The organism is Xanthomonas campestris pv. campestris str. ATCC 33913 (assembly GCF_000007145.1).
Classification (GTDB): domain Bacteria; phylum Pseudomonadota; class Gammaproteobacteria; order Xanthomonadales; family Xanthomonadaceae; genus Xanthomonas; species Xanthomonas campestris.
Genome location: NC_003902.1, coordinates 4,695,298 through 4,718,423, shown reverse-complemented (window position 1 = coordinate 4,718,423; position 23,126 = coordinate 4,695,298). Strand labels below are relative to the sequence as shown.

The window sequence follows — 23,126 nt, the reverse complement described above, 5'->3', positions numbered from 1 at the left end:
CAACCGTACCCCGCTCTTCCGATTCACGACTCTCGATTCCCCATTCCCGGCCTCACCATGAACATCCTGCTCGCATTGGCTTCGTTGAGCGGTAACACGCGTGATGTGGCGCGCAGTGTCGCGCTGCAGTGCGAGGCGGCGGGGCATGTGGTGACCTGGGTGGAGACCGATCTGCAGCGCCTGGCGCAGGTGCCGCATGCGCCGGGGCAGTACGATCTGTTTCTGCTCGGGAGCTGGACCGACAACGGCGGGCGCACGCCCACAGAGATGAAACGCTTCATCGTCGAACTGGTCGAAACGCTGGGCAAGCCACCGCAGGTGGCGGTGTTCGGTACCGGCGAGACGCAGTGGGGCGAGGACTATTTCTGCGGAGCCGTGCATCGCATCGCACGTTTCTTCGACAGCCCGTTTCCTCGCCTGACCATCGAACAGATGCCCCACGGCGTGCGTGATGCGCACGCCATCGCCGCCTGGACCGACGAGGTTCTGGCCCAATGCAAGAACGATCCCCATGATGCAGACCATTACCGTCACGTCGCCTGAGCACTACACCGAAGTCCTCGCCGCGCATCCGCGCGCGCTGGTGGATTTCTACAAGGACAATTGCCCGGGCTGCAAGATGCTCGACATGTCGCTGGACAAGTTCTCCGCCAGCGATGCCGCTGCCGGCGTGGCCTTGTTGAAGGTCAAGCTGGAAGTGGTGGGCGAGGAATTCTTCCGCGATCTGGGTCTGCGCCAGACGCCGACCCTGGCGCTGTACCGCGACGGCAGCGAGGTGGCACGCCTGCCCGGCTTCCAGTCGCCGGCGCAGGTGGAAACTGCGGTCAAGACCAGCCTCTGAGTGAGCTCTGGTGCGGCGCGTGCTTGTGCACGCAACGCGTGACCCGACGCTAGTGGGGGAATCCGCTCTCGTAGGAGCGGACCCGGCCGCGGCAGCCGCCGACGGGTGCTTGTCCCGCGTACGCCCTTGCTGCATTCGCTGCACCTTTGCACCGACACCCCGGCTTTGCATGTGGTGACACGCAGCGCTTGTGGTTGTTCGTCCTCCCAGCCGCCAGCCGCAGCGCAGCCGTGACGAACCCCAGGCAGCACGAATGCCCCGCATTGCGCAGCACCGTCGCCTGCACATCGCGCGGATCAGGCTATCGTTGTGCTTCGACACGCAAGGCATGTCGAACGCGTGCATGCCACACAGCCGCCGCGGCCGCATCGCCCGCGCGGGCCGTTTGTTCCACCTTCTTTCTGGATCCCACGATGTCCGATAGCCCGCAGACCCCTCCACCGATCGAAGCGCGCATGGCCGAGATCGTGTTCCCCAACCACACCAACCACATGGGCACGCTGTTCGGTGGCCAGGCGTTGGCGTGGATGGACAAGGCCGCGTTCCTGGCCGCCTCGCGCTATGCGCGTCGCACCGTGGTGACCGCGCGCTCGGACCAGGTCGATTTCAAGTTGCCGATCCGCCAGGGGCAGATGGTGGAGACCATCGCGCGCGTGGTCTCGGTGGGGCGCAGTTCGATCAAGGTGGAAGTGGAGTTGATCGCCGAAGATCTGCTCAGCGGGGCACGCGAACTGTGCACCCGCGGCCACTTCGTGATGATCGCGCTCGGCGACGATGGCAAGCCGACCTCGGTGCCGGCGCTGCCGGCAGCCTAGCGTCGAACCACGCGCCGTTGGCGATGCAGCCAACGGCGCGCTGCAGTGTCTCCACAAGGATATCGAGTGATGCACACCGCCACCATGCCTGGAACGCCGGCAAGCACCGCACCGACCCGCGGCCGGTCTAGACGCCTAACAGCCGTGCCGATCTGGCGAATGCATAGTCGCGGTAATCGCCGTGCTTACTCCTGCACTTCGTTGTCTTCGCGCTTGGTTTCGGCCATCGCTTCGGGCTCCAGCTCTTCGGCGCTGCGATTGAGTTTGACGAACACGCCCCAGGCAATCAGCAGCAGCCCGGCACAGAAGCCCACCGATGCGGCATACGGCAACTTGGCCGGGTCGTCGTGCATCAGCTCGAAGATCGACACCAGCGTTTCGATGGCCAGCGCGATCACGATCACCACGAAGAAGCGCGACAAGTAACGGCGTACGCGCGTGGGGCCGCTCACTTTGACGTCGCGCAGGATCTCTTCTTCGAAGATGGTCTGGCCCAGTTCCAGCGTCACCAGCGCAACCGTGAGCAGGCCGATGGCTTCCAGCACCACGTTGAAGCGGTCGCGGACCACCATGTCGCCGCCCGGGGTGAAGCCATGCCACAGCTCCAGCGCGGCCATGCCCACCAGCCCGCAGGCGCACAGCACGAAGAACGCCAGGATCACGAAGTGACCGGCACGGAACAGGTGGCTGAGCAGCTTCATGGCGGGCACGACGGGTGATGGGACGCAGAGCATCGTGTGCACCGCGTCGCGGCGGCGCGAAGGCAATGGCAATGCCGATCTTGAGCGCGCGCTGCGCATGGCAGCGCTTCACGTGCAGTGATGCGCAACGCCACCTCGACGTATCGACATCGACCCAGAGCGCTACAACCCTTCCCCCATCGGGGGAAGGTGCCCGCAGGGCGGATGGGGGTACGGTTTACACGCAGCCCAACAACCGCCCCGCACACCCCAACAACCTCAGCTATGCCGCAACACCTGATACGCCTGCAGATGCACATTCGCCGCCATCAGCAGCGGCGCGTTGCGCCCGGTCTCGCGCACGCGCTTGAGCATGTCGCCGACGATCTGCGCCGCTTCCACATCCTGCCCGGCCTCCAGGTCGCGCAGCATCGAGGCCTTCAGCGGCGAGTCCACCTGCAGCAGCGTCTGCAGCGCCTTGGCGCGTGCGGGTTCGGGAATCGGCTGGCCGGCGGCATCGGCGGCCCACAGGCATTCGTTGTACAGGCCGTTGATCAAGGCGCGGCCGTCGTCGGTGGCCACAATCGCGCCCACCGGCGCACGCATCAGGCAGGTCGCCGCCGCCAACGCAGTGAGGAAGCTGTACTTGATCCACTGCTCCTGCGCGATCTGGGTGCTGGCCACATGGTCGATGCCGGCCTGCGCGCAGGCCGCGGCAAACGCCTGCACCCGCGCCGATGCGGCATTGCCATCGCGCTCGCCGAAGGTCATCGCTGCCGGCTTGCCCAGATGCAGGATCTCGCCGTGCTCGCCCTTGGCGGCGCTGATGAAGCACAGCCCGCCCAACACCCGTGCCGCACCGAAGCGTTCGTCCAGCGCCGCGTAATGGCGCAGGCCGTTGAGGATAGGCAGCACCGTGGTGTGCTCGCCGACCGCCGGTGCAATCGCCTCGATCGCGCTGTCCAGGTCGTAGGCCTTGCAGCTGAGAATCACCAGATCGAATGGCCGCTGCGCCACCAGCGCCTGCAGATCCTGCGCGGTGACGGTTGCCACCGGCAGATCGGCATCGCCGAGGGGGCTGCGAATGCGCAAGCCCTGCGCCTGCAGCTGCGCCGCACGGGCGTCACGCACCAGGAAGGTGACATCCACGCCAGCCTGCGCCAGCCGCCCGCCAAAGTAGCCGCCAGTGCCGCCGGCACCGAGGATCAGAATGCGCATAGGATCTCCGTTCAGTGTGATGTTTGGTACATGCCGGACACGGTGCTAAGCTTTCAGCCGGATCGGGGATTCTCGGTCGGCATCAGGCTCTGGCGGACTCGCTGGGGCCTTTTGTTTATGGGAAACACTTCAGGCCATAGCCCAGGTAACGACCTGCCGGATTCTTGTCGAGTTTCTGCTCAATCACCTGCCAGGCGCGATTTGGCTGCTCCGGTCGCAGCTGCCGCACGCCAATGGGGCGAGCGATCAGATCCGCAAGTTGTAGCCCGATCGCATTGCTCTTCTTGTCGCAGATCACCGGATCGAATGGCAGCTCTATGCCAGAGAAATTGTCTCCCCCACAGATCCGGCGAAACGCCAATTCCAGATCCTGGTCTTCGCTGCGCCCACGCGCCTCGCACAGCACGTGCGTGGTCAACGGCTCTCCCGCTTGCGCCACCTGTCCCTGCTTGCTGAGTTTGTAATACATCCGCTCAAGGCAGAAGCGCATCGAGATTTCATACGGGTTTTCACCGCGCTGGCGATCCTGAAGGCGGCGCTTGTCGATCACAGCGGCAAAGATCGTCATCGGCGCCAACGCCAATGCATCTGTCAGCGCATCGAGAAATGCCTGTTTCTTGTCGCGATCACGCAACACGGCGAACGGCCCGATATCCCTGCGGATCTCGCGCTCATGCAGCACGACGGCGTCATGGCCAAACGTCGCGAACTTGATCCGCTGGATCGCAGGCACAACGGTTGCCATGTAATCGCGCTTGCTGATCAGGCAGCACGACAGCACAAACAATGGGAAGGCAGGATCAATACTCGCCATCCCGTGATCGCCACTCTCATCGACAAAGACGATGTAGTCGCTGAATTGCGCCATCAGCTCCGTAGTCCAACGCCACGGCGTAGCAGCCATAGCGCCAACGCGCTCAGCACTGCGACAAAGCCGAGCATCAGCGCGTAGGCCACCCAGATCGGCACGTCGGAGCTGCCGAGCAGGCCGTAGCGGAACGCGTTGACCATGTAGAAGATCGGGTTGGCGTGGGTGGCGGCTTCGGCCCAGCCGGGCAGCAGCTTCACCGAATAGAACACGCCGCCCAGGTAGGTCAGCGGGGTCAGGATGAAGGTCGGCACGATGGCCACGTCGTCGAACTTCTTGGCGTACACCGCGTTGACGAAGCCGGCCAGCGAGAAGATCGTCGCGCCCAGCAGCACTGTGGTCAGCGTCACCAGCGGGTGCGGGATGCGCACCGGGGTGAAGAACATGGCGATGATCAGCACCAGCGCGCCCACCATCACCCCGCGCAGCACCGCGCCGGCCACGTAGCCCCACAGGATCACCCAGTTGGGCATCGGGCTGACCAGCAGTTCTTCCACGTGGCGGCCGAACTTGGCGCCGAAGAAGCTCGAGGAAATGTTGCCGTAGCTGTTTTGGATCACGCTCATCATCACCAGGCCCGGCACGATGAACTGCATGTACGTGTAGCCGCCCATGTCGCCCACGCGCGAGCCGATCAGCCCGCCGAAGATCAAAAAGTACAGCGTCATGGTGATAGCCGGCGGCACCAGGGTCTGGCCCCAGATGCGCAGGATGCGCTGCACTTCGCGGCGCACGATGGTGCCCAGTGCAACCCAGTTGCGCTGGCGGGAGGTAGCGGGGACAGCAGACATCGAAGGCTCCGGGGAACTCATGGGTGACCTGCCGGGCGCACGGGCGCCGCTGCAGCAGGGGGCGTGGCAACGGTGGTGTCGCCAGGCCCGGTCAGACGGACGAACAATTCTTCCAGCCGGTTGCTCTTGGTGCGCATCGAGCGCACCCGGATGCCGGCATCGCCCAGGGTAGCGAACACGCGGTTGAGGTCCATCGCGCGCGGCATGTCCAGATCCAGCGTATGGCCGTCGATTGCGGTGAGCGTGGTGCCTTCGATCACCGGAAGCTGCGCCGGCAACTCACCATCGATATCGAACAGGAAGCCTTCCACGTCGAGCTTGGCCAGCAGCTCGCGCATCGGGCCCTGGGTGACGATCTGGCCGTGGTTGATGATGGCCAGGTTGCGGCACAGGTGCTCGGCCTCTTCCAGGTAGTGGGTGGTCAGGATGATCGTGGTGCCGGCGGCATTGATCTCCTTGAGCACGCGCCACATGTCGCGGCGGATCTCGATGTCCACACCGGCGGTGGGCTCGTCCAGGATCAGCAGCCGCGGCTGGGTCATCATGGCGCGAGCGATCATCAGGCGGCGCTTCATGCCGCCGGAGAGCGTGCGGCTCATCACCTGCGCCTTTTCCCACAGATGCGCGCGGCGCAGCTCGGCCTCCGCCAGGGCGGCAGCCTGCTCGCGCGGCATGCCGTAGAAACCGGCGTAGTTGACCAGGATGTCGAAGGGCTTTTCGAACAGGTTGAAGTTCACTTCCTGCGGGACCAGGCCGATCAGCCGCATCGCATCGCTGCGGTGGCGGACCAGATCGGTGCCGAAGACCTCGACCTGGCCCTGCGAGAGGTTCACCAGCGAGCTGATGATGCCGATCAGGGTGGACTTGCCCGCCCCGTTGGGGCCGAGCAGGGCGAAAAAGTCGCCAGGCGCCACGTCCAGCGACACGCCCTTGAGCGCCTCGGTGCCGTTGTCGTAGGTCTTGCGCAGGTCGCACACGCGCAGGGCGGGTGCCGCGGTCGGAGATGGGGAATTCAAGATGGTCCTTCGCGTCAGCGTGACGGCGCAGCGAGTTGCAGCCGCTATTATAGAAGCCCGTGGGGGTTCGCCCCGATCACAGACTGTCCTAAATCCGTTCGTGCCCGTTCAATTCCCCCTCAAGCTTGTCGACAGGCGCATGCTCGCGCCCACCGTGGCCCACTGCCAGTTCCTGCGTGATGACGGGCAGCCGCTGGATTTCCAGCCCGGGCAGTTCATTCAGATCCATTTCCAGTACGCCGATGGCACCGATGCCAAGCGCAGCTATTCGCTGGCGACCATCCACGACCACGCGCTGGGACCGGGCGAGGCGGTGGAGATCGCGGTGAGTTTCGTGCCCGGCGGCTCGGCCACCGCGCTGTTCGAAGGCCTGGAGATTGGCGACCAGCTGCAGGCCAGCGGCCCCTACGGCAAGTTCTGCCTGCTGCCGGGCGACCACAACCGGCGCTACCTGCTGATCGCCACCGGCACCGGGGTGACGCCGTATCGCTCGATGCTGCCGCTGCTGGCCGAGGCAATCGCCAGCCGGGGGCTGGAGGTGGTGCTGCTGCAAGGCGCACGCACGCCCGCCGAGCTGCTGTACGGCGATGACTTCCGCGCATTTGCCGATGCGCATCCGCAGTTCCGCTACGTGCCGTGCTTCTCACGCGCTCTGCCCGAACAGCCGCATGCCGACGTACGGCATGGCTACGTGCAGCAACATCTGGCCGAGTTCGCGCCGGCGGCCGATGGCGACATCGCCTACCTGTGCGGCAACCCGGACATGGTGGACACCTGCGCGGTGGCGCTGCGCGAGGCCGGCCTGCCGAATGCACAGATCCGCCGCGAGAAATACGTGAGCTCATCACCGCCCAAGCCTGCGGCTTGAGCGCGGTGCGTTGAGGCGGCCGCCTGCAACGTGTGTGCGCGCGCAGCGCCAGGGCAGGAAGGCGGCAACGCTCAGCGCGTTGCCGGTTCCAGCGTCAGCAGCACCACATCGTTGCTGCGCATCGGCACCGTAACCGCAACCGCACCGTCGGCGCCCACGCGCACGCGGCGGTCCTGCTCGGGCGCATCGCGCGTGGCCTGCTGCAGTTGGATCAGCTGGTCTGCAGCAAGTTGCTTGGGCATGCCCATGTCGATGTAGAGCGACAGCGGGTCATTGCGGCGGTAGCCGGTCTTGCGCACCTGCAGCCGATAGGTGCCCGCCGGCACATGCGCCAACCGGAACACGATTGCCTTGCTGTCGCTCGCCGGCACCTGGCGGGTATAAAACGGCGTATTGCTCACCGCCTGCACCGGCTGCTGCCAATCCCAGGCCACTGCGGCAATGCGCTTGCCGTCCACCGCGGCGAGCGTGTGCGCATCGTCCACCGCAAGGCTGCGCCCCTGCAGGGCATTCAAATACTTGTAGGCGAACCAGGCCGGCTTGCGGATGCCTTCGCGGTTCATCAGCCCGAAGCCGCCGTGGAAGGGCGTCGGCGGCGGGCCGGGCTCTTCGAACAGGTCGGTATAGGTCCAGTAGCTCATGCCCTGCACCACGCCCTGCACCTGCTTGAGTTTGGTCAGGATGTACGGCGCGCTGATGTAGCTGTCGTGGACGAAATCGCGCGGCGTGTAGCTGCTGCTCCACTCGGTGAAAAACAGCGGCAGATCCGGGTATGGCGAGGCCTGGATCTGCGCGCGCACGCGCCGCACATCGCCCACGATGGCCTCGGGCGAGGCGGAGAGCTTGGTGTCCTGCTTGCCGTCTTCATCAAGAAACCCGCCATCTACGCCATAGGTGTGGGTGGTGACGAAGTCGATGGGTAGCTTGTTTTTCTGCACGAAAGCAAGCAGCTCCGGCACCCATGCCGCGCCGGCGGTGGAAGGGCCGCCCACGCGCAGCTGCGGGTCGATGGCCTTGATGGTGCGCGCGGTGTTGGCATACAGATCGAAGTAGGCCTGCTGGTCGGCGTTCTCCCAGAAGTCCTTGAGATTGGGCACGTTCCATACTTCGAAATACCACTGGCGTACTTCATCCGCGCCGTAACGTGCGCGAATGTGGCGCACGTATGCATCGATCAGCTGCGTCCACTTGGCCGGGTCCGGATGCGAGGTGTTGCCCTTCCAGTAGAACAGGGTCTGCTCGGAGGTCTTCATCGCGGTCGGGGTGAAACCCAATTCGACGAATGGGCGGATCTTCTTGGCCAGCAGTGCGTCGTAGAGTTTGTCCAGCTGCGTCCAGTCGTACACGAGCGTGCCGTCGACCTCCTTGACCGTGCCGAGCACGTCATGGAACACGTCGTGGAAGCGGATATAGCGAAAGCCCAGTTCCTGCACGGCGGGCAGCAGATGCGCCTGGGTGTCGTCGCGGATCAAGGTGCCTGGAAAATCCGAGCCGACCGACAGCGCATAGAACCGATCCACCGATGCGCCGGCGCTGGCGATGTCCAACTGGATCTCGCGTTGCGCGGCAGGTTGCGCCGAGGCCGCGGTTGCCGTGCAACATGCCAGCGTGGTGGCCAGTAACAGGGTCAAGCGCATCGCGGCTCCCGAGCATGAGTGATGCGCAAGCGTAGCGCACTCGTGCACGTGTGACCGATGCGTGCGTACTGCTGCGCCCACTGAAAAGCGCGCTCAAGCGCACGTTGTACGGCGATGGGCGATGCACTGCTGCCATGCGCGATCGCACGGCGCATTACGCGTCTTACACCGCTGCAGAAGCGCCCTCGGGGCGCTGCACTTCCACCGTGATGTGCACCAGTTCTTCGTGGATCTGTAGCGCGGCGCGGATGGCCTCTGCGGCGACGGTGGCTTCGGTGACGAGGCTGATCAGACAGGCGTGGCGGTCTGTGCCGATGCGCCACACATGCAGGTCGGCAATGCGTGCGGCGTAGGGCAGTGCAGCGATCACCTCGCGGATTTCCTCCACCACCGGCGCATCCATCTCCGCATCCAGCAACACCCGGCCGGTGCTGCGCAACAGCCCCCAGGCCCATACGGTCACCAGCACCGCACCGACGATGCCCATGAGCGGATCCATCCAGGTCACGCCCCAGCGCATGCCGACCACCAGCGCCACGATCGCCAGCACCGAGGTGGCCGCATCCGCCACCACGTGCAGATACGCTGCGCGCAGGTTCAGATCGCCGTGGCCGTGCGTGTGCGCGTGGCCATGTGATCCATGTCCGTGCGTATGTCCATGCCCATGCCCATGCGCGTGATCGTGGTGATGCGCATGGCCATGCGAATCGCGCAGCCACCATGCACAGATCAGATTGACCAGCAGGCCGACGACCGCGATCGCGGTGGCTTCCGGGTAATGCACCGGCTTGGGCGAGACCAGCCGCTCCACCGACTGGAACGCCATCAACCCGGCCACACCCAACAGCAGGATTGCGCTGGTGTAGCCGCCCAGCACTTCGACTTTCCAGGTACCGAACGCGAAGCGCCCGTCGCGGGCGTGGCGGCGCGCGAACGCGTAGGCGAACAACGCCAAGCCCAGTGCCAGCGCGTGCGAACTCATATGCCAGCCGTCGGCAAGCAGGGCCATGGAGTTGAGCACCCAGCCGCCCACGATCTCCACCACCATCATCAGCGCGGTCAGCACGACCGCCTTGCGGGTGCTGCGCTCGACAAGCGGGTTGCCACAGCCAAAGGCCTGCGGTTGCGCGCAGTGAGGAAGGGGCGGGGTGTTCGACATGGGCGAGGCGGCCTGACTAAGATACCCCCCCGATGGTATCCGAAATACCCCTGGGGGGTATCTGCATGGCGCATCTAACTCAGGACAAATCCAAGCTGCTCGCGCGGGTCCGCAAGATTCGCGGGCAGGTCGAGGCACTGGAGAAAGCGCTGGCGCAGGATGTGGAATGCACCGCCTTGCTGACCCAGGTCGCTGCCTTCCGCGGGGCTGCGCAAGGCCTGATGGTGGAGCTGCTGACCGAGCACCTGCAGCACCATGTCGCTGCACCGGACGCGCGCGGCACGCGCGAGCAGGCCGTGGAGGAGGTGGCGGCGATTCTCAAGACGTATTTGAAGTAGCGCGCGGCGCGCGCTGCATGCGGCGATTGAAGCGTTGCATGCGATCGCGTGGCCGCCAATAACGACTCATCAATCGCACCGCTGCCGGCACGCGCTGCGGCGCTGGCGCAGAAAGTTTTGACTCGGCGGCTCCGGAGATATTCCCTCGTCTTCGGGACGTCACGATCGCCTCGTCGCGCTCCCACGTCGAATGCGTGCGTGCCCGGACCCTCGCAACGCTCAGCCTCTGGCGCGTGATCCACCAGCCCGCGATCCATGGCAGCGAGGACGCCCATGCGCCGCCTGCCGAGCCGCGCAACATGTAAAGGACGCTTGACAGTCCGCCCGGTGCCGCGCATTGTGCCTGTCAAGTGAACTTGACAGGCATGTCGCATGCATCAGCACCTCCCACCGCACTGGGCGTCAGTGCCTCCGGCAGCACCGCGTCGCCGCAACCACGCGCAGGCTGATGCACTGCAATTGCACGCAACATCCGGAAAGGCGCAACGCGCATGAGCGGCTGCAAACGCAGTGCACTGGTGGCGTTGGGCATCAGCTTGAGCTTGCTCGGCGGCGGTGCACTTGGGTATTGGCGGGTGCTGCCGCTGGGCCAGTATCTGATTGGCCTGTGCGTCGGTATGGGAGCGGCGGGCCTGTTGATGGCGCTGATGCTGTGGCTGTCACCCGGCGGCATGCGCGACAGTGCAGTGCCGGCGCTGGCGCGGCGTTACTACCGTGAATTCGGCATCCCGATGCTGTTGTATGTAGCGGTGATGCTGTGCTGGCCAACGCTGCTGGCGCGTGTGGGGCCGCACTGGGCGCGCACGCTGATCGCATTGTTGCCCGCGCTGTTGTTGATGCTGGTGATCCGTGCGGTGGCGCGTTTCGTGCGTGACTCCGACGAGATGCAGCGGCGGATCGAACTGGAATCGATCGCCATCGCTGCCGGGCTGGTGAGTGCTGCGTACATGACCGGCGGGTTCCTGCAGGCGGCGCAGTTGATCGACATCCCGGCCACGGTCGCGATGTTGTGGGTGTTCCCGATCCTGTGCGCCACCTACGGCATCACCAAGGGCGTCAACGCGCGCCGCTATCAATGAACAGCCGCGTGCGGGAACTGCGCGAGGCCAGTGGCTGGTCGCAAGGGGAGTTGGGCGAACGGCTGGGCGTGTCGCGGCAAACGATCAACGCGCTGGAGACCGGCAAGTACGATCCCAGCCTGCCGTTGGCGTTTCGCATCGCGCGTCTGTTTGGGGAATCGATCGAGCACGTCTTCCTGTTTGAAGACGGGCAGTAGCCGCAGCGGTCACGTCTGGCCGGATGCAGCGTCACAGGACCATGGATCACACGGAGATCAGCGGGAATGGCAAAGCACGTTAGGACAATAACGCTGGTGCTTGCGCTGGCAGTGGCGCTGGGCGGCTGCCAGCGCGCGGGCGAGGGCGTCGTGGTGGCCACGGGCAAGGCGCAGGCCGCGGCCAGCACGGTGGCCGGCAATGCCTACGGCCGCCTGCAGTTTTCGCCATGCACGCTCAGCTCCGGCAGCGCCGCCGGCAACATCGAGGCGCAGTGCGCACAGTTGCAGGTACCGGAAAATCCGGCCGCGCCGAACGGGCGCAAGCTCGCGCTCAAGATCGCCTGGCTGGAAAGTGACGCAGGTGCCAGCCACGCGCCGGACCCGGTGTTCTTCATCGCCGGTGGGCCTGGGCAATCGGCTACGCAGGTGGCGGCGATCGTCGACATGGGCCTGCGCGAAGTGCGCAAGCACCGCGACATCTTTCTGGTCGATCAGCGCGGCACCGGCGGCTCGCATCCGCTGGAATGCCGCGATGCGGGCGGCACGCCGCTGGTGCTGGAAAACGACAGCGCCGCCACCGCAGAGCAGCTGAGCGCCTATGCGGCACGCTGTGCTGCAGGGCTACGCAACGATGCCGACCCGCGCTATTTCACCACCAGCGAAGCCATCGGCGATCTGGATGCGGTACGTGAGGCGCTGGGCGCGCAACAGATCAACCTGATCGGCGGCTCCTACGGTACGCGTGTCGCGCAGCAGTACGCGGCGCGCTACCCGCAGCACACCCGCACCGTGGTGCTCGATGGCGTGGCCCCCAACGATCTGGTCATTGGCGGCGAATTTGCGCGCACCTTTGAAGACGCGATCGCGTTGCAGACCACCCAATGCAAGGCGCAGCCAGCCTGCGCCAAGCGTTTCCCGGTGGACACGCGCACCCAGCTGCGGCAGGTGGTGGAGCGCCTGCGCCAGGCGCCGGCACCGGTGGATTACCGCGACCCACGCACCGGTGAACTGCATCACCAGGAGGTCAACGCCGATACCGTAGCCGGCCTGGCGTTCGGGTTTTCGTATGCGCCGGAAACCGCCTCGCTGCTGCCGCTGGTGCTGGACGAAGCCGCTGCGGGGCGTTACGCGTCGTTGATGGCGCTGGCGCAGATGAGCGGCTCGGACATGGCCGACCAGATGAATCGGCCGATGCAGTGGTCGGTGCTGTGCAGCGAAGATGCGGGGCGCTATCGCGCGCCGGCTGCGCAGGACGACACCTTGCTGGGCGCGCAGGTGGCGGAGATGTTCTTCGCAGCGTGCAAGACATGGCCGTCCAAGCCCACTCCGGCGGCGGCATTTGCGCCGTTCCGCTCCACGCTGCCGGTGCTGTTGTTGTCCGGCCAGCTCGATCCGGTGACCCCGCCGCGCTACGCCGCACGTGTGCTGCAAGGTCTGCCCAACGGCCGGCATCTGATCGCGCCCGGGCAGAGCCACGGTGTGTTCCGGCTGGGCTGCATGCCCAAGGTGCTGGGGCAATTCCTGCAGACCGCCGATGCCAAGGGCCTGGACGCGCGCTGCGTGGACAGCCTGACCGATGTGCCCGCGTTTACCTCGTTCAACGGATGGGAACCATGAGCCACACCGACCACGCCACGGAGGCGCACGCATGATCGTCGTCGACAGCTTGCACAAATCCTTCAAGACCAAGACCGGCCTGGTGAAGGCGGTCAACGGAGTCAGCTTCAACGCTGCCGATGGCCAGATCACCGGCTTGCTCGGCCCCAATGGCGCCGGCAAGACCACCACCTTGCGCATGCTCTACACCTTGATGACGCCCGACCAGGGCAGCGTCCGCGTGGATGGCGTCGATGCCGCGCACGACCCGGTCGCGGTGCGCCGCGCGCTGGGCGTGTTGCCGGATGCGCGCGGCGTGTACAAGCGCTTGAGCGCACGCGAGAACATCGCCTACTTCGGCCAATTGCATGGCATGTCGCGCACGCAGATCGCCGAGCGCACGCGCCTGCTGTCACATGCACTGGACATGGACGACATCCTGGACCGGCAGACCGAAGGTTTCAGCCAGGGCCAGCGCACCAAGACCGCCATTGCACGCGCGCTGGTGCACGACCCGCGCAACGTCATCCTGGACGAACCCACCAACGGGCTGGACGTGATGACCACGCGCGCGATGCGCGGCTTCCTGCAGCAACTGCGCGCCGAAGGGCGCTGCGTGATCTTCTCCAGCCACATCATGCAAGAGGTGGCGGCGCTGTGCGATCGCATCGTCATCATTGCCAAGGGCACCGTGGTGGCTGCCGGCACCGCCGATGAACTGCGCGCGGCCACTGGCGAAGACAACCTGGAAGACGCCTTCGTCAAGGCGATCGGTTCGGACGAGGGACTGCACGCATGAGCAAGATGTCATTTTTCGCCACGTTGGGCACCGTGCTGCGCAAGGAACTGCGCGACATCGGCCGCGACCGCCGCACCCTGGCACTGGCGTTGTTGCTGTCGCCCTTGCTGTATCCGATCCTGATCCTGGGCATGGGCGCGCTCAGCGAAAGCCGCGTGCGCACGCAGATCGACAAGCCGCTGGACATCCCGGTGCTTGGCCGCGAGCACGCGCCCAATCTGGTGCGTTTTCTCGCCGCGCAAGGGCTCAACGCAGTGGACGCGCCGGCCGATCTGACCACCGCCATCCGCGACCAGGACGTGGACGTGGCGCTACGCATCAGTGCGCACTACGCCGACGACTGGCGTGCCGGGCGCCCGGCGCTGGTGGAGATCATCAAGGACAGCACGCGCCGCGAAGCCGACGTGCCGGCGATGCGCCTGCAGGCCGCACTCAGCGGCTACAGCCAGCAGGTGGGTGCGTTGCGTCTGCTCGCACGCGGGATCGATGCGCAGGTGGCGCGGCCGCTGGAGATCGCCGCGCAGGATCTGGCCACCGCCGAGGCCAAGCGCGGGCAGATGATGGCGATGCTGTTGCCGGTGCTGCTGGTGATCACCTCGTTCCTGGGCGGCGCGTCGTTGATCCTGGACGCCACCGCCGGCGAACGCGAACGGCAGTCGCTGGAACCGCTGCTGGCCACGCCCGCGCCTCGCAGTGCGATCGTCAGCGGCAAGATCGCCGCGGCCTGCGTGATCGGCATGGTGTCGCTGTTGCTGACGTTGCTGGCCTTCAAACTCAGCGCGCAGTTGTCCAGCTCCAACCTGGGGCGCCAGCTCAACGTGGGCTTCGTGCCGATCCTGCAGATGCTCTTCATCCTGGTGCCGATGCTGTTCATCGGTACCTCGCTGCTGACCTATCTGGCCGCGGCTGCGAAAAGCATGAAAGAGGCGCAGGCGCACATGACCTGGCTGCTGCTGCTACCAATGCTGCCCGGTTATGCGCTGATGGCGTACCCGCTGAAGACGCAGCTGTGGCATTTCGCAGTGCCGTTCCTGGCGCAGAACCAGATGTTGCTGAAGGTGATCCGCCACGAACAGATCACGCTGCAGACCTGGGCTGTGTACCTGCTGGCCGGGTTCGGTCTGGCGGGGGTGCTGTGGTACGCCGCGGTGCGTCGATATCACCAGGAGCGGCTGGCGATTTCGGGCTGATGTTCGTTCTCTGGTTGGGAGAAGGTGGCGCGCAGCGCCGGATGGGGGTATGGGTTGTTGGTGCGAATGCCTGTTACAGCTATTGATGTTGAATGATTGAACGTGGCTGTTGCCGATGCAGTTCGTGATGTCCAATCTGCCGCCGTACCCTCACCCCAACCCCTCTCCCGCAGGAGAGGGGCTTTAATCCTTCTCCCCTCGGGAGAAGGTGCCCGAAGGGCGGATGAGGGTACGGATGGCCAGCCAACAAAAAGCCCGCATCGCTGCGGGCTTTTTGTTTGGCGCTCGGCATGTGCCGGAGGTGCATTGCATCAATCATCAGCAGCATCAAGCAACGATCACCAACCAACGCAGTTACTCAGCCGCGCGTAGACCCTGCAAGCACCCAACCACTCACTCAGCCGCCCGGGTTGAACGACAGTGTGCGGCGGGTGGTCACCGGCGCGGCCACCGGCTCGAAGCGCCAGCGCTTCACGGCGTTGAGGGCTTCACGGTCGAACACGCGTGGCGGGTTGGCACGCAGCACGCGCGAGGCGGTGATCGAGCCATCGGTGCCCACGGTGATCTCCACCAGCACTTCGCCGGAGGTACCGGCGCGCAGGGCTTCGGGGGGATAACGCGGGGCCGGGGTGCTGATCGGGCGCAGCGACGCGGCCGCCGGGGCGGCGGCTGCAGCGGCCGGCGCCGGGCGTGGCGCGGCGGGCGTGGGCGCCGGCTCGGCCGGGCGCTTGGCGGCGGCCTGGCGTTCGGCTTCGGCCGCCTGCTGGCGCGCTGTTTCCTGCTGGGCGGCAATCTGCTGGGCCGCAGCGGCCTCGCGCGATTGCTGCTCGGCCAGGCGCTTCTGCTCGGCGGCCTGCTTGGCCTTGTCTTCGACCAGCTTCTTGGCCTGTTCGGCGTCCTGCTCGGTGCGATTGGCGGCGGTCTTCATGCCGGCTTCCAGGCCGCTCTTCAGACGCGGCAGCGCCGGTGCCCTGGGGTCGACCTTTTCGATCAGCGCGATCAGCCGTTGCGCTTCGGGGAACTCCTCACGGCTGATGCCTTGTTCGGCGGCGATCAGCGTGTACGGCATCAGGTCGGTCAGCGCGCTGTTGACGGTAGCGTCCTGCGGCTGCTTCTCGCGCAGCGCCAGGTAATACTCCACCGCGTTGTCGCCGGCCGGGGCGTACATGCGGTTGTCCTGCAGCGCCTTGGTGGCCGATTCGCGCAGCTGATCGGCTGCCATCGACTGCACCTGCGGGGAGACCGCAGTGGCTGCCGTAGGTGCCGGCGCGGTGGCCGGTGCCGCTGGCGTGGTGCCCGCGGTGGCGGCAGGTTTTTCTTCCTGCTTGGAGCAGGCGGCCAGGCCAACCAGCAAAATGACCGGCGCGATCCGGCGTGCCATACGGCCCTGTGTCAGATCCAACATGCGTCCCCCTTACCCCGAGTGCGAAAGATAACGTTGCTGCGGTGAGCGCCGGCCCTTGTTCCCGCAAGGGTCGGCAATGCCGCAATCTAGCATTGCTGGGGCGGTCTAAGCCAAGGGTTGCCGAGATGCCCGCGAAATTCAGGCAGCCGGTGCGGCCAGCGGCGTGCCCGGTGCCGGCTGTGGCATGGGCGCGGGCGGTGCCGGGGCCGGGCAATAGCGGCGCAGGAACTCGGCATGCGGCGGCAGGCGGGCCAGGGTGGCTTCCACGCGCTGGCGGATGCCCTCCAGGAACTGGCTCAGCTCGGCATCGCCCATCAGGTCGGCCACCGGGTGGTGGTGCCGCGGCACGATGCCCTGGCCCAGCATCACCTGGATCCATGAATTCTCCGCGAACAACTCATTGCCCTGGTGGAACACGCGCCCGCTCTGGCGGAACAGCTCCATGCGGTGGCGCAGGCTGTCGGGGATCTCCATGCTCGCGCAATCGCGCCAGAACGCCGTGTCGCGGCGGTCGGTGGCGTGGTAATGCAGGATCACGAAATCGCGGATATGCGCGATCTCCTCGGCTGCCTGTCGGTTGTATTCGGCGATGTCCACCGGGTCGATGACCTGCGGGAAGGTCTGCAGCAGGCGGACGATGCCGCGCTGGATCAGATGGATGTTGGTGGACTCGATCGGCTCCAGAAAGCCGCTGGCCAGGCCTAGCGCCACGCAGTTCTTTTCCCACACGCGATGGCGCTGGTTGGGGGTGAAGCGCAATGCCCGCGGGGTGGTGAGTGCGCGGCCCTGCAGGTTGTGTTCCAGCACCTGGGCGGCGCTGTCCTGGTCCGTGTAGCGGCTGGAATACACGATGCCGTTGCCCACCCGGTGCTGCAGCGGAATGCGCCACATCCAGCCGGCGCGATCGGCGCGCGCGCGGGTGAAGGTCACTGGCGCGCCCACCGATTCGGTCTGCACGGCCAGCGCGCTGTCGGCGAACAACCAGCGCGACCAGTCCTCGCTGCCCACGCCCAGCGTCTGGCCGATCAGCAGCGCGCGAAAGCCGGTGCAATCCAGGAACAGGTCGCCCTCGATGCGGGTGCCGTCGTCCAGCACCAGGGCGGCGATGTCGCCGCTGTGCGCGTCGGTCTGCACGCTGCCGATGCGGCCTTCGATGCGCTGCACGCCGAAGCCTTCGCTGAAGCGGCGCAGGAAGCGCGCGTACAGCCCGGCGTCCAGGTGATAGGCGTAGTTCATGCCGCCGTTGGGCAGATGCGCAAAGCGGCCTTCCTGCGCGGCCCGCAGCTCCAGGCAGTAGTCGCCGAAGTCGCGCGCCACGCCGCGTGCGCGCGCCTTCAGCCAGAAGTGCTGAAAGCCCGCGCTCCAGTGATCGGTGCCGGTGTGACCAAAGGAATGGATGTAGTGGCGGTCCACATCGCGCCAATGTTCGAAGGCGATGCCGACCTTGAAGGTGGCCTGGGTGGCGGCCATGAACTGCGCTTCGTCGATCTCCAGCAGCCGGTGGAAGGTCACCAGGCTGGGAATGGTGGCCTCGCCCACGCCCACGGTGCCGATCTCGTCCGATTCCACCAGGGTGATTTGCAACTGCCGGCCGAGCAGCTTGGACAGCGCGGCGGCGGCCATCCAGCCGGCAGTACCGCCACCGGCAATGACCACGCGGCGGACCAGGCGTTGCGACTCGGAGGGGGCAGGGGCGTGCATGGGAAATCCTCAGCGATTCAAGCGTTGCAGCAGGCGTGCGCGCAGGGCGCGGGCGCGGGCGTCGTCCATCGGGGCGAGCACACCGCGCGCGGCCTCGGGCAGATGTGCGGCGGTGTCGGCATCGGCGTCGAATACATAGTGGCGGAACACTTCCTGCCAGGTGGCGCGTTGTTCGGCCGGCAGGTCGCGGATGGTGAGCAGCGCCAGCATCAGCGCGTTCATTGGCGAATCCATGTAGGCCGGACTTTGCCGCCACCAGAAATTGACCAGCACGTTGAAGCCGTCCAGTGCCTGGATGTGGTGCCACCACATGCTGGGCATGAACACCGCATCGCCCGGTTCCAGGTCGGCCACCAATGCGTGCTCCAGCGCCTGCGCATAGCGCGGGAAGCGCTCCAGGTCCGGCGCGGTGATATCCACCAGGCTGACCGGCTGGCCGGCCGGGGTGAGATCCAGCGGGCCGATGTAGAGATTGGCCAGCTGCTCCGGCGGAAACAGCGTGAAGCGGCGGCGCCCGGCCACCACGCAGGCGAGGTTGTCGGGCAGGTCCTGGTGAGCGGCAATGCGGGTGCGATTGCCGATCCAGATGCTGGCCAGCGGCTCGGCCTGCGGCAGGGTGATGGGGTTGTCCGCGCGCAGGCCGGGCAGGTAGGTGTCCAGCGTGGTGGAGCCCACGTAGATCGCCGGCGGCTGCGCAACCTCCAGATCGCGCAGCAGGGTCTCCAGCACCACCGCCAGCGGCACCCGCTCGGGCCGGAAGTTGAAGCCGCTCATGTCGGCGTTGTAGAAGAACCGCCCCGCGATCTCCGGTGGCCCGACCTGCGCCACCACCGCCTCGCCGCGGTCGAACCTGCGCAGGTACTGGGCGGCGGCCTGCGCAGACTGCGCGCCGGCGCGGGCCAGCGGCCAGTCGCGCACCAGCCCGCGCAACACAAGCGGCGTGGTCGAGCGCAGCAGTGCCGGATCCAGTTGCAGTGGATCCAGCCCGTGCACTTCGGGGATGGGGCGCGGCTCAGCCGGCATGGCGGCGGTTCATGCGGTCCAGCAGGTGGCGGAACTGCGCGATCGAGGCCACCGCCATATACAGCGGTTCCAGATCGCCATGCTTGTGCAGGCTGAGCAGTGCTTCGTCACCCAGCGCGCGTAGGCGCTCTTCGTGCACCGCATACAGGCCGGCAAGCCGGCATTCCACGCCGTTGTCCAGCGTGGCCTCGAACACGAACGGTTCCAGCAGGTCGTGCGCCAGCACGCGGCTCATGAAGTCCCGCGTGGCATGCAGCCCGTCATGCAGCGTGCGCAGCACCTGGCTGATGCGCTCCAGAAACTCAGTGGTGCCACCGTGCTCGCGGAACAGCGGCTCGCCTTCGGCGGTGCTGATGCGCGGGCTGTCCAGATCCACATGCACCATCGGCCCGTCGGGCTGCTGGCCGATCAAAAACGGTTGGCGCTGGATCGCCAGTGGCACATACGGCGCATCCCAGCGCGCGCCGTCCAGGAACAGGTTTTCGCCCATGCGCAGGCCCAGCAGGGCCAGCGGCTGGAACTGCCCATCGGCATCGCGATGGAACACGATCGGGTATTGCGCCTGAAGTTGGCGAAATTCCAGCGGAAAAGTGGCGGCCGACATCACGTTGTCGCCATAGGCGGCGCCGTGTGTGGTGATCACGCGCAGGTCGCGGTGATCGAGATTGTTCAACAGCACGGGATCGGTCATGGGGAATGGCACAGCACGCGGGGCGCGTGGCCCATGCTTCAACGAATCGCCGTGCGACGGCAAGCCCCATGGCGCAACGCCGCAGGGCCGGCCGCAACGGCCATGTACGTCTCCCGACAGCCAGGCTGCCGGGAAACGCATTGGATCAACACAGCAATTGCATCAGAACCGCATCACCAGAACTTGTAGCGCACGCCCAGCATGTAGCGCGGGCCGGTCTGGGTGGCATAGACGATCTGGTTCGACTGCCTGCCGTGCTGGCGCTGCACCTCGTCGGTGAGGTTGATCGCCTCCAGGCTCAGCGACAGGTTCTCGGTCCACTGGTAGCCGATGCTCAGATCCAGCTGGCCATAGGCTTCGGTATAGACCGGATTGGGCTGGCCGCTGCCATCGAAGCGTGCGGCCAGGAACTCGTCGCGCCAGTTGTAGGCCGCACGCACCTGCCACTTGTCCCGGTCGTAGAAGCCCACCACGTTGGCCGAATCGCTCAGGCCTTCCAGCGCGAACTGCTCGCCGATCACATAGTTGTCGTAGGTCAGGCCCGAGTCGACCATGGTGTAGTTGGCCGAGACGCCGAACCCGCTGTCGCCGAACATGTGCTGCAGGTTGAATTCCCAACCGTCCAGCGACGCCGAGCGCTGGTTGGCCGGCGCGGTGATGGCGAAGTTGGCCACCGGGTCGCCGGGCTGGCCGCTGATCACGCCGGTGGCATCGGCCCCGCGTACCACGCCGGGCGCGCCGCCGCGGTTGCGGAAGATGTAGTTGCGGATGCAGGTCAGGTCGGCCGAGGCGCAGCCGTTGCCCAGTGCTTCGTTCCAGTACGCGCCGCCAATCGGGGTGTTCAATCCCAGCGAGGTGTCGTTGCGCGTGGTCACGCCGATGTAGTTGTCGATGTTCTTGCGGAAGAAGCCCACCGAGGCGTAGCTGGCATCGCTGTAGTACCACTCCAGCGAGAAATCGATGTTGTGCGAGAGCAGCGGCTTCAGGCCGGGATTGCCTTCCTGGCCGGTGCCGCCTTCTACGCGCGCGATCTCGCTAAGCGTCTGCCCGCCCTGGATATCGCCCCAGCCGGGCCGGCCGATGGTTTCGCCGTAGCTGGCGCGCAGCACCAGGTCGTCGGTGAGCTTGAAGCTCAGGTCCAGGCTGGGCAGCCAGTATTCGTACTTGCCGCTGCCGCTGGCAAACGCCGAGTTGGACACACGGATCGGCAACTCGTTGTTGGCGACCCAGTCGATGCCCACTGCCACCGGCACCAGTGCCTGCGCGTCCACCTTGGTTTCTTCGTAACGCACACCGGCGGCCAGGCTGATCGGCACGCGCAGATCGTCCCAGCTGTTGTTCCACTGCAGGTAGGCGTTCTTGGATTTTTCGGTCACGCGGCGGTCGGTGGTGAACACCGGCGAGATGCGGTACAGCGCATCGTCGCCGGCCACTTGCGCGGCGGCCTGACGTGCGCGTTCGAAGTCGAACAGGAACAGCTGGTTGAACTGCGGCGGGTTGCCGCTGCCGTCGATCGCATCGAAATACTGCGCAAACGAACTGGGAATCCACAGATCGTCCGGATAATCGGCTGCGGTGCCGTTGCCGCCCCAGGTATCGCGCTGCACGTTGGAGAACGCCGAGCGGTTCTTGACCTCGGTGCTGCCGATACCGAACTTCAACTGCGAATAGTTTTCGAAGGTGAAGTCGCCGTTGACCTGCGCCTGGTCGATCTCCGACTTCATGTAGCTGTTGCGGAACGCCGAGCCGGTGACCAGCGTGCGCGAGGGGTCCAGCCCGTTCAGGCCAAAGCCCAACTGCTGCTGCAACACCGGGAAATCCTTGCTGAAATCCACCACCGAGGTACCACGGTAGAAGCCGGACACGCCCAACGAATTGCTAGAACCGTACGGGCTATCTGCACCGGCTTCGGCCGTGGAGCGGTGGATATCGAAGTTGAGCTTGAACTGATCGTTCACCGCCCAATCCACGTTGAAGCCCAGCGACTTGTTCTGGTTGCGCGTGGCCGCATTGGAGCCGGCGGTGGCCAGATCGCTGGTGGCCGGATTGACGATTTCCGAATAGGTCACCGGGCCGGCGACCGGACCATTGGTCCAGGCGCTGGCCGAAGGCCCATAGTTGAACCACACCGACATTTCATTACGCTGCTGCTGGATCTTGTTTTCCGAGTACGTGTAATCCAGCGTGGTGGTGATGTTGTCCAGTGGCTTGTACTGCAGCACCAGCTGCCCGTTGGTACGTTGGCGTTCGACGCCGACCACGCGGTAGTTGAGGTTCTGCGGCACCGAGTAGATGTCGTTCGGGCCCGGGCGGTTGGTGATGTTTTCCGAGCCCGGCGCACCCGGCTGCGGGATGGTGCCGTAGGCCGTGGAATCGCCGCGGAACGAACGCCAGCCATTGGGCACGCCGACCTGGCTGTAGCCGAAGTCGCGTTCCTGGTAGCTGCCGCTCAGCGACACGCCAAAGCGTCCATCGGCCGAGGTGGTGCTGAAGATGCCGGAGATTTCCGGCGTCAGCGCATCGCCCTGCAGGCGGCCAGGCAGGTTCTCGTTGGACGCATCGTGCACGCCCTTCAGCCCCACATTGGCATGCATGCCCGGGTTGTCCAGCGGCCGGGCGGTCTTGATGTTGATGGTGGCGCCGATGCCGCCGGTGGGCGTGCTGGCGCGGCTGGTCTTGAACACCTCGATGCCGGAAATCGACTCGGACGCCAGATTGGCGAAGTCGAACGCACGCGAGTTGGAGGCATTGGATTCTTCGATGCTGGCGCCGGGCATCTGCCGGCCGTTCAACAGCACCAGGTTGAAGTCCGGGCCGACGCCACGCACGGTGACGCGCGAGCCTTCGCCCAGCGAGCGGTCGATCGACACACCGCTGATGCGCTGCAGCGACTCGGCCAGGTTGGTGTCGGGGAACTTGCCGATGTCTTCGGCCACGATGCCGTCGACGATGCCCTGCGCATCGCGCTTGACGTTCATCGACGAGGTGAGGCTGCCGCGGATGCCGCTGACCTGCACCGTATCGAGCGTGGCGGGGTCGGCCTGGCTGGAGCCGGGGACGGTCGAGGCCGACTGCGGCGCCGGCGCGGTTTGCGCGGCCAGCGGTGCGGACAGTGCAAACAGCAAGGCAGACGTCAGGCGTCGCGTACGCGGCAAGGTGCGTGGCTCTCTCACGGTGTTTCTTCCCCAAATGAACAAAACGCCGGTCCGAGCTG

General features: G+C 65.9%; 23 protein-coding genes. 11 read left to right on the top strand and 12 right to left on the bottom strand.

Going from position 1 to position 23,126, the window contains the following annotated elements; translation table 11 throughout:
* Positions 1-57: 57 nt before the first annotated feature.
* The 3 genes from XCC_RS20660 to XCC_RS20650 all read left to right on the top strand — a co-directional run bounded on the left by XCC_RS20660 (position 58) and on the right by XCC_RS20650 (position 1,656).
* On the top strand, positions 58-543 hold the full coding sequence (locus XCC_RS20660; protein WP_011039055.1) for a flavodoxin: 486 nt from the start codon (positions 58-60) through the stop codon (positions 541-543).
* Positions 515-841 (top strand): thioredoxin family protein, encoded by a 327-nt coding sequence (locus tag XCC_RS20655; protein ID WP_011039054.1) that lies wholly within the window; start codon positions 515-517, stop codon positions 839-841. The genes XCC_RS20660 and XCC_RS20655 overlap by 29 nt, the downstream gene beginning before the upstream one ends.
* 413 nt (positions 842-1,254) lie before the next feature.
* Positions 1,255-1,656, top strand: a complete 402-nt coding sequence (locus XCC_RS20650) for an acyl-CoA thioesterase (RefSeq protein ID WP_011039053.1) — start codon at positions 1,255-1,257, stop codon at positions 1,654-1,656.
* A gap of 185 nt (positions 1,657-1,841) precedes the next feature.
* Here XCC_RS20650 and XCC_RS20645 read toward each other — a convergent pair whose 3' ends face one another.
* Positions 1,842-2,357, bottom strand: coding sequence for a hypothetical protein (locus tag XCC_RS20645; protein ID WP_014506181.1), 516 nt, complete (start codon positions 2,355-2,357; stop codon positions 1,842-1,844).
* On the opposite strand from XCC_RS20645, the gene XCC_RS22585 reads away from it, so the two are divergent.
* Positions 2,356-2,478 (top strand): hypothetical protein, encoded by a 123-nt coding sequence (locus XCC_RS22585; RefSeq protein WP_019238093.1) that lies wholly within the window; start codon positions 2,356-2,358, stop codon positions 2,476-2,478. The two genes, XCC_RS20645 and XCC_RS22585, sit on opposite strands and share 2 nt — an antisense overlap.
* Before the next feature lie 137 nt (positions 2,479-2,615).
* Here the strand turns inward: XCC_RS22585 and panE are convergent, their stop codons facing one another.
* The 4 genes from panE to XCC_RS20625 all read right to left on the bottom strand — a co-directional run bounded on the left by panE (position 2,616) and on the right by XCC_RS20625 (position 6,229).
* Positions 2,616-3,554: a 2-dehydropantoate 2-reductase gene (panE, locus tag XCC_RS20640; protein WP_011039051.1), complete on the bottom strand. Its 939-nt coding sequence runs from the start codon at positions 3,552-3,554 to the stop codon at positions 2,616-2,618.
* 115 nt (positions 3,555-3,669) lie between these two features.
* Positions 3,670-4,422 carry a DUF3800 domain-containing protein gene (locus XCC_RS20635; protein WP_019238092.1) on the bottom strand — a complete coding sequence of 251 codons (753 nt, stop codon included), beginning with the start codon at positions 4,420-4,422 and terminating at the stop codon, positions 3,670-3,672.
* Positions 4,422-5,234, bottom strand: a complete 813-nt coding sequence (locus tag XCC_RS20630; RefSeq protein ID WP_170873844.1) for an ABC transporter permease — start codon at positions 5,232-5,234, stop codon at positions 4,422-4,424. Before XCC_RS20630 ends, XCC_RS20635 begins: the two co-directional genes overlap by 1 nt.
* On the bottom strand, positions 5,231-6,229 hold the full coding sequence (locus XCC_RS20625; protein WP_011039048.1) for an ABC transporter ATP-binding protein: 999 nt from the start codon (positions 6,227-6,229) through the stop codon (positions 5,231-5,233). Before XCC_RS20625 ends, XCC_RS20630 begins: the two co-directional genes overlap by 4 nt.
* Before the next feature lies 1 nt (position 6,230).
* Here XCC_RS20625 and XCC_RS20620 point away from each other — a divergent pair, with 1 nt between their 5' ends.
* Positions 6,231-7,097, top strand: coding sequence for a ferredoxin--NADP reductase (locus XCC_RS20620; RefSeq protein WP_162274439.1), 867 nt, complete (start codon positions 6,231-6,233; stop codon positions 7,095-7,097).
* Positions 7,098-7,168: 71 nt separating this feature from the next.
* Here XCC_RS20620 and XCC_RS20615 read toward each other — a convergent pair whose 3' ends face one another.
* Complete coding sequence (locus XCC_RS20615; RefSeq protein WP_011039046.1) at positions 7,169-8,734, bottom strand: GH39 family glycosyl hydrolase; 1,566 nt, start codon at positions 8,732-8,734, stop codon at positions 7,169-7,171.
* 163 nt (positions 8,735-8,897) lie between these two features.
* Positions 8,898-9,893 carry a CDF family Co(II)/Ni(II) efflux transporter DmeF gene (gene dmeF, locus XCC_RS20610; protein ID WP_011039045.1) on the bottom strand — a complete coding sequence of 332 codons (996 nt, stop codon included), beginning with the start codon at positions 9,891-9,893 and terminating at the stop codon, positions 8,898-8,900.
* Positions 9,894-9,958: 65 nt separating this feature from the next.
* Here dmeF and XCC_RS20605 point away from each other — a divergent pair, with 65 nt between their 5' ends.
* From XCC_RS20605 to XCC_RS20580, 6 genes are all read left to right on the top strand, one after another.
* A complete protein-coding gene (locus XCC_RS20605; protein WP_011039044.1) occupies positions 9,959-10,231 on the top strand; it encodes a metal/formaldehyde-sensitive transcriptional repressor in 273 nt (90 codons plus the stop codon).
* A gap of 491 nt (positions 10,232-10,722) precedes the next feature.
* Complete coding sequence (locus XCC_RS20600; protein WP_019238089.1) at positions 10,723-11,310, top strand: hypothetical protein; 588 nt, start codon at positions 10,723-10,725, stop codon at positions 11,308-11,310.
* Entirely contained in the window at positions 11,307-11,507 is a 201-nt protein-coding gene (locus tag XCC_RS20595; protein ID WP_006449488.1) for a helix-turn-helix transcriptional regulator, read from the top strand. The genes XCC_RS20600 and XCC_RS20595 overlap by 4 nt, the downstream gene beginning before the upstream one ends.
* 66 nt (positions 11,508-11,573) lie before the next feature.
* Entirely contained in the window at positions 11,574-13,124 is a 1,551-nt protein-coding gene (locus XCC_RS20590) for an alpha/beta hydrolase (RefSeq protein ID WP_011039042.1), read from the top strand.
* Positions 13,125-13,155: 31 nt separating this feature from the next.
* Entirely contained in the window at positions 13,156-13,902 is a 747-nt protein-coding gene (locus XCC_RS20585) for an ABC transporter ATP-binding protein (RefSeq protein ID WP_011039041.1), read from the top strand.
* Positions 13,899-15,092, top strand: coding sequence for an ABC transporter permease (locus XCC_RS20580; protein WP_011039040.1), 1,194 nt, complete (start codon positions 13,899-13,901; stop codon positions 15,090-15,092). Before XCC_RS20585 ends, XCC_RS20580 begins: the two co-directional genes overlap by 4 nt.
* A 397-nt stretch (positions 15,093-15,489) precedes the next feature.
* Here the strand turns inward: XCC_RS20580 and XCC_RS20575 are convergent, their stop codons facing one another.
* The 5 genes from XCC_RS20575 to XCC_RS20555 form a co-directional block, all read right to left on the bottom strand.
* Positions 15,490-16,497 carry an energy transducer TonB gene (locus XCC_RS20575; protein WP_011039039.1) on the bottom strand — a complete coding sequence of 336 codons (1,008 nt, stop codon included), beginning with the start codon at positions 16,495-16,497 and terminating at the stop codon, positions 15,490-15,492.
* 138 nt (positions 16,498-16,635) lie between these two features.
* Positions 16,636-18,198, bottom strand: coding sequence for a tryptophan halogenase family protein (locus XCC_RS20570; protein ID WP_011039038.1), 1,563 nt, complete (start codon positions 18,196-18,198; stop codon positions 16,636-16,638).
* A gap of 9 nt (positions 18,199-18,207) precedes the next feature.
* Entirely contained in the window at positions 18,208-19,221 is a 1,014-nt protein-coding gene (locus XCC_RS20565; RefSeq protein WP_011039037.1) for a cupin-like domain-containing protein, read from the bottom strand.
* Positions 19,211-19,912: a SapC family protein gene (locus XCC_RS20560; RefSeq protein WP_043877843.1), complete on the bottom strand. Its 702-nt coding sequence runs from the start codon at positions 19,910-19,912 to the stop codon at positions 19,211-19,213. Before XCC_RS20560 ends, XCC_RS20565 begins: the two co-directional genes overlap by 11 nt.
* Before the next feature lie 173 nt (positions 19,913-20,085).
* Positions 20,086-23,085, bottom strand: coding sequence for a TonB-dependent receptor (locus tag XCC_RS20555; RefSeq protein WP_011039035.1), 3,000 nt, complete (start codon positions 23,083-23,085; stop codon positions 20,086-20,088).
* Positions 23,086-23,126 lie beyond the last annotated feature (41 nt).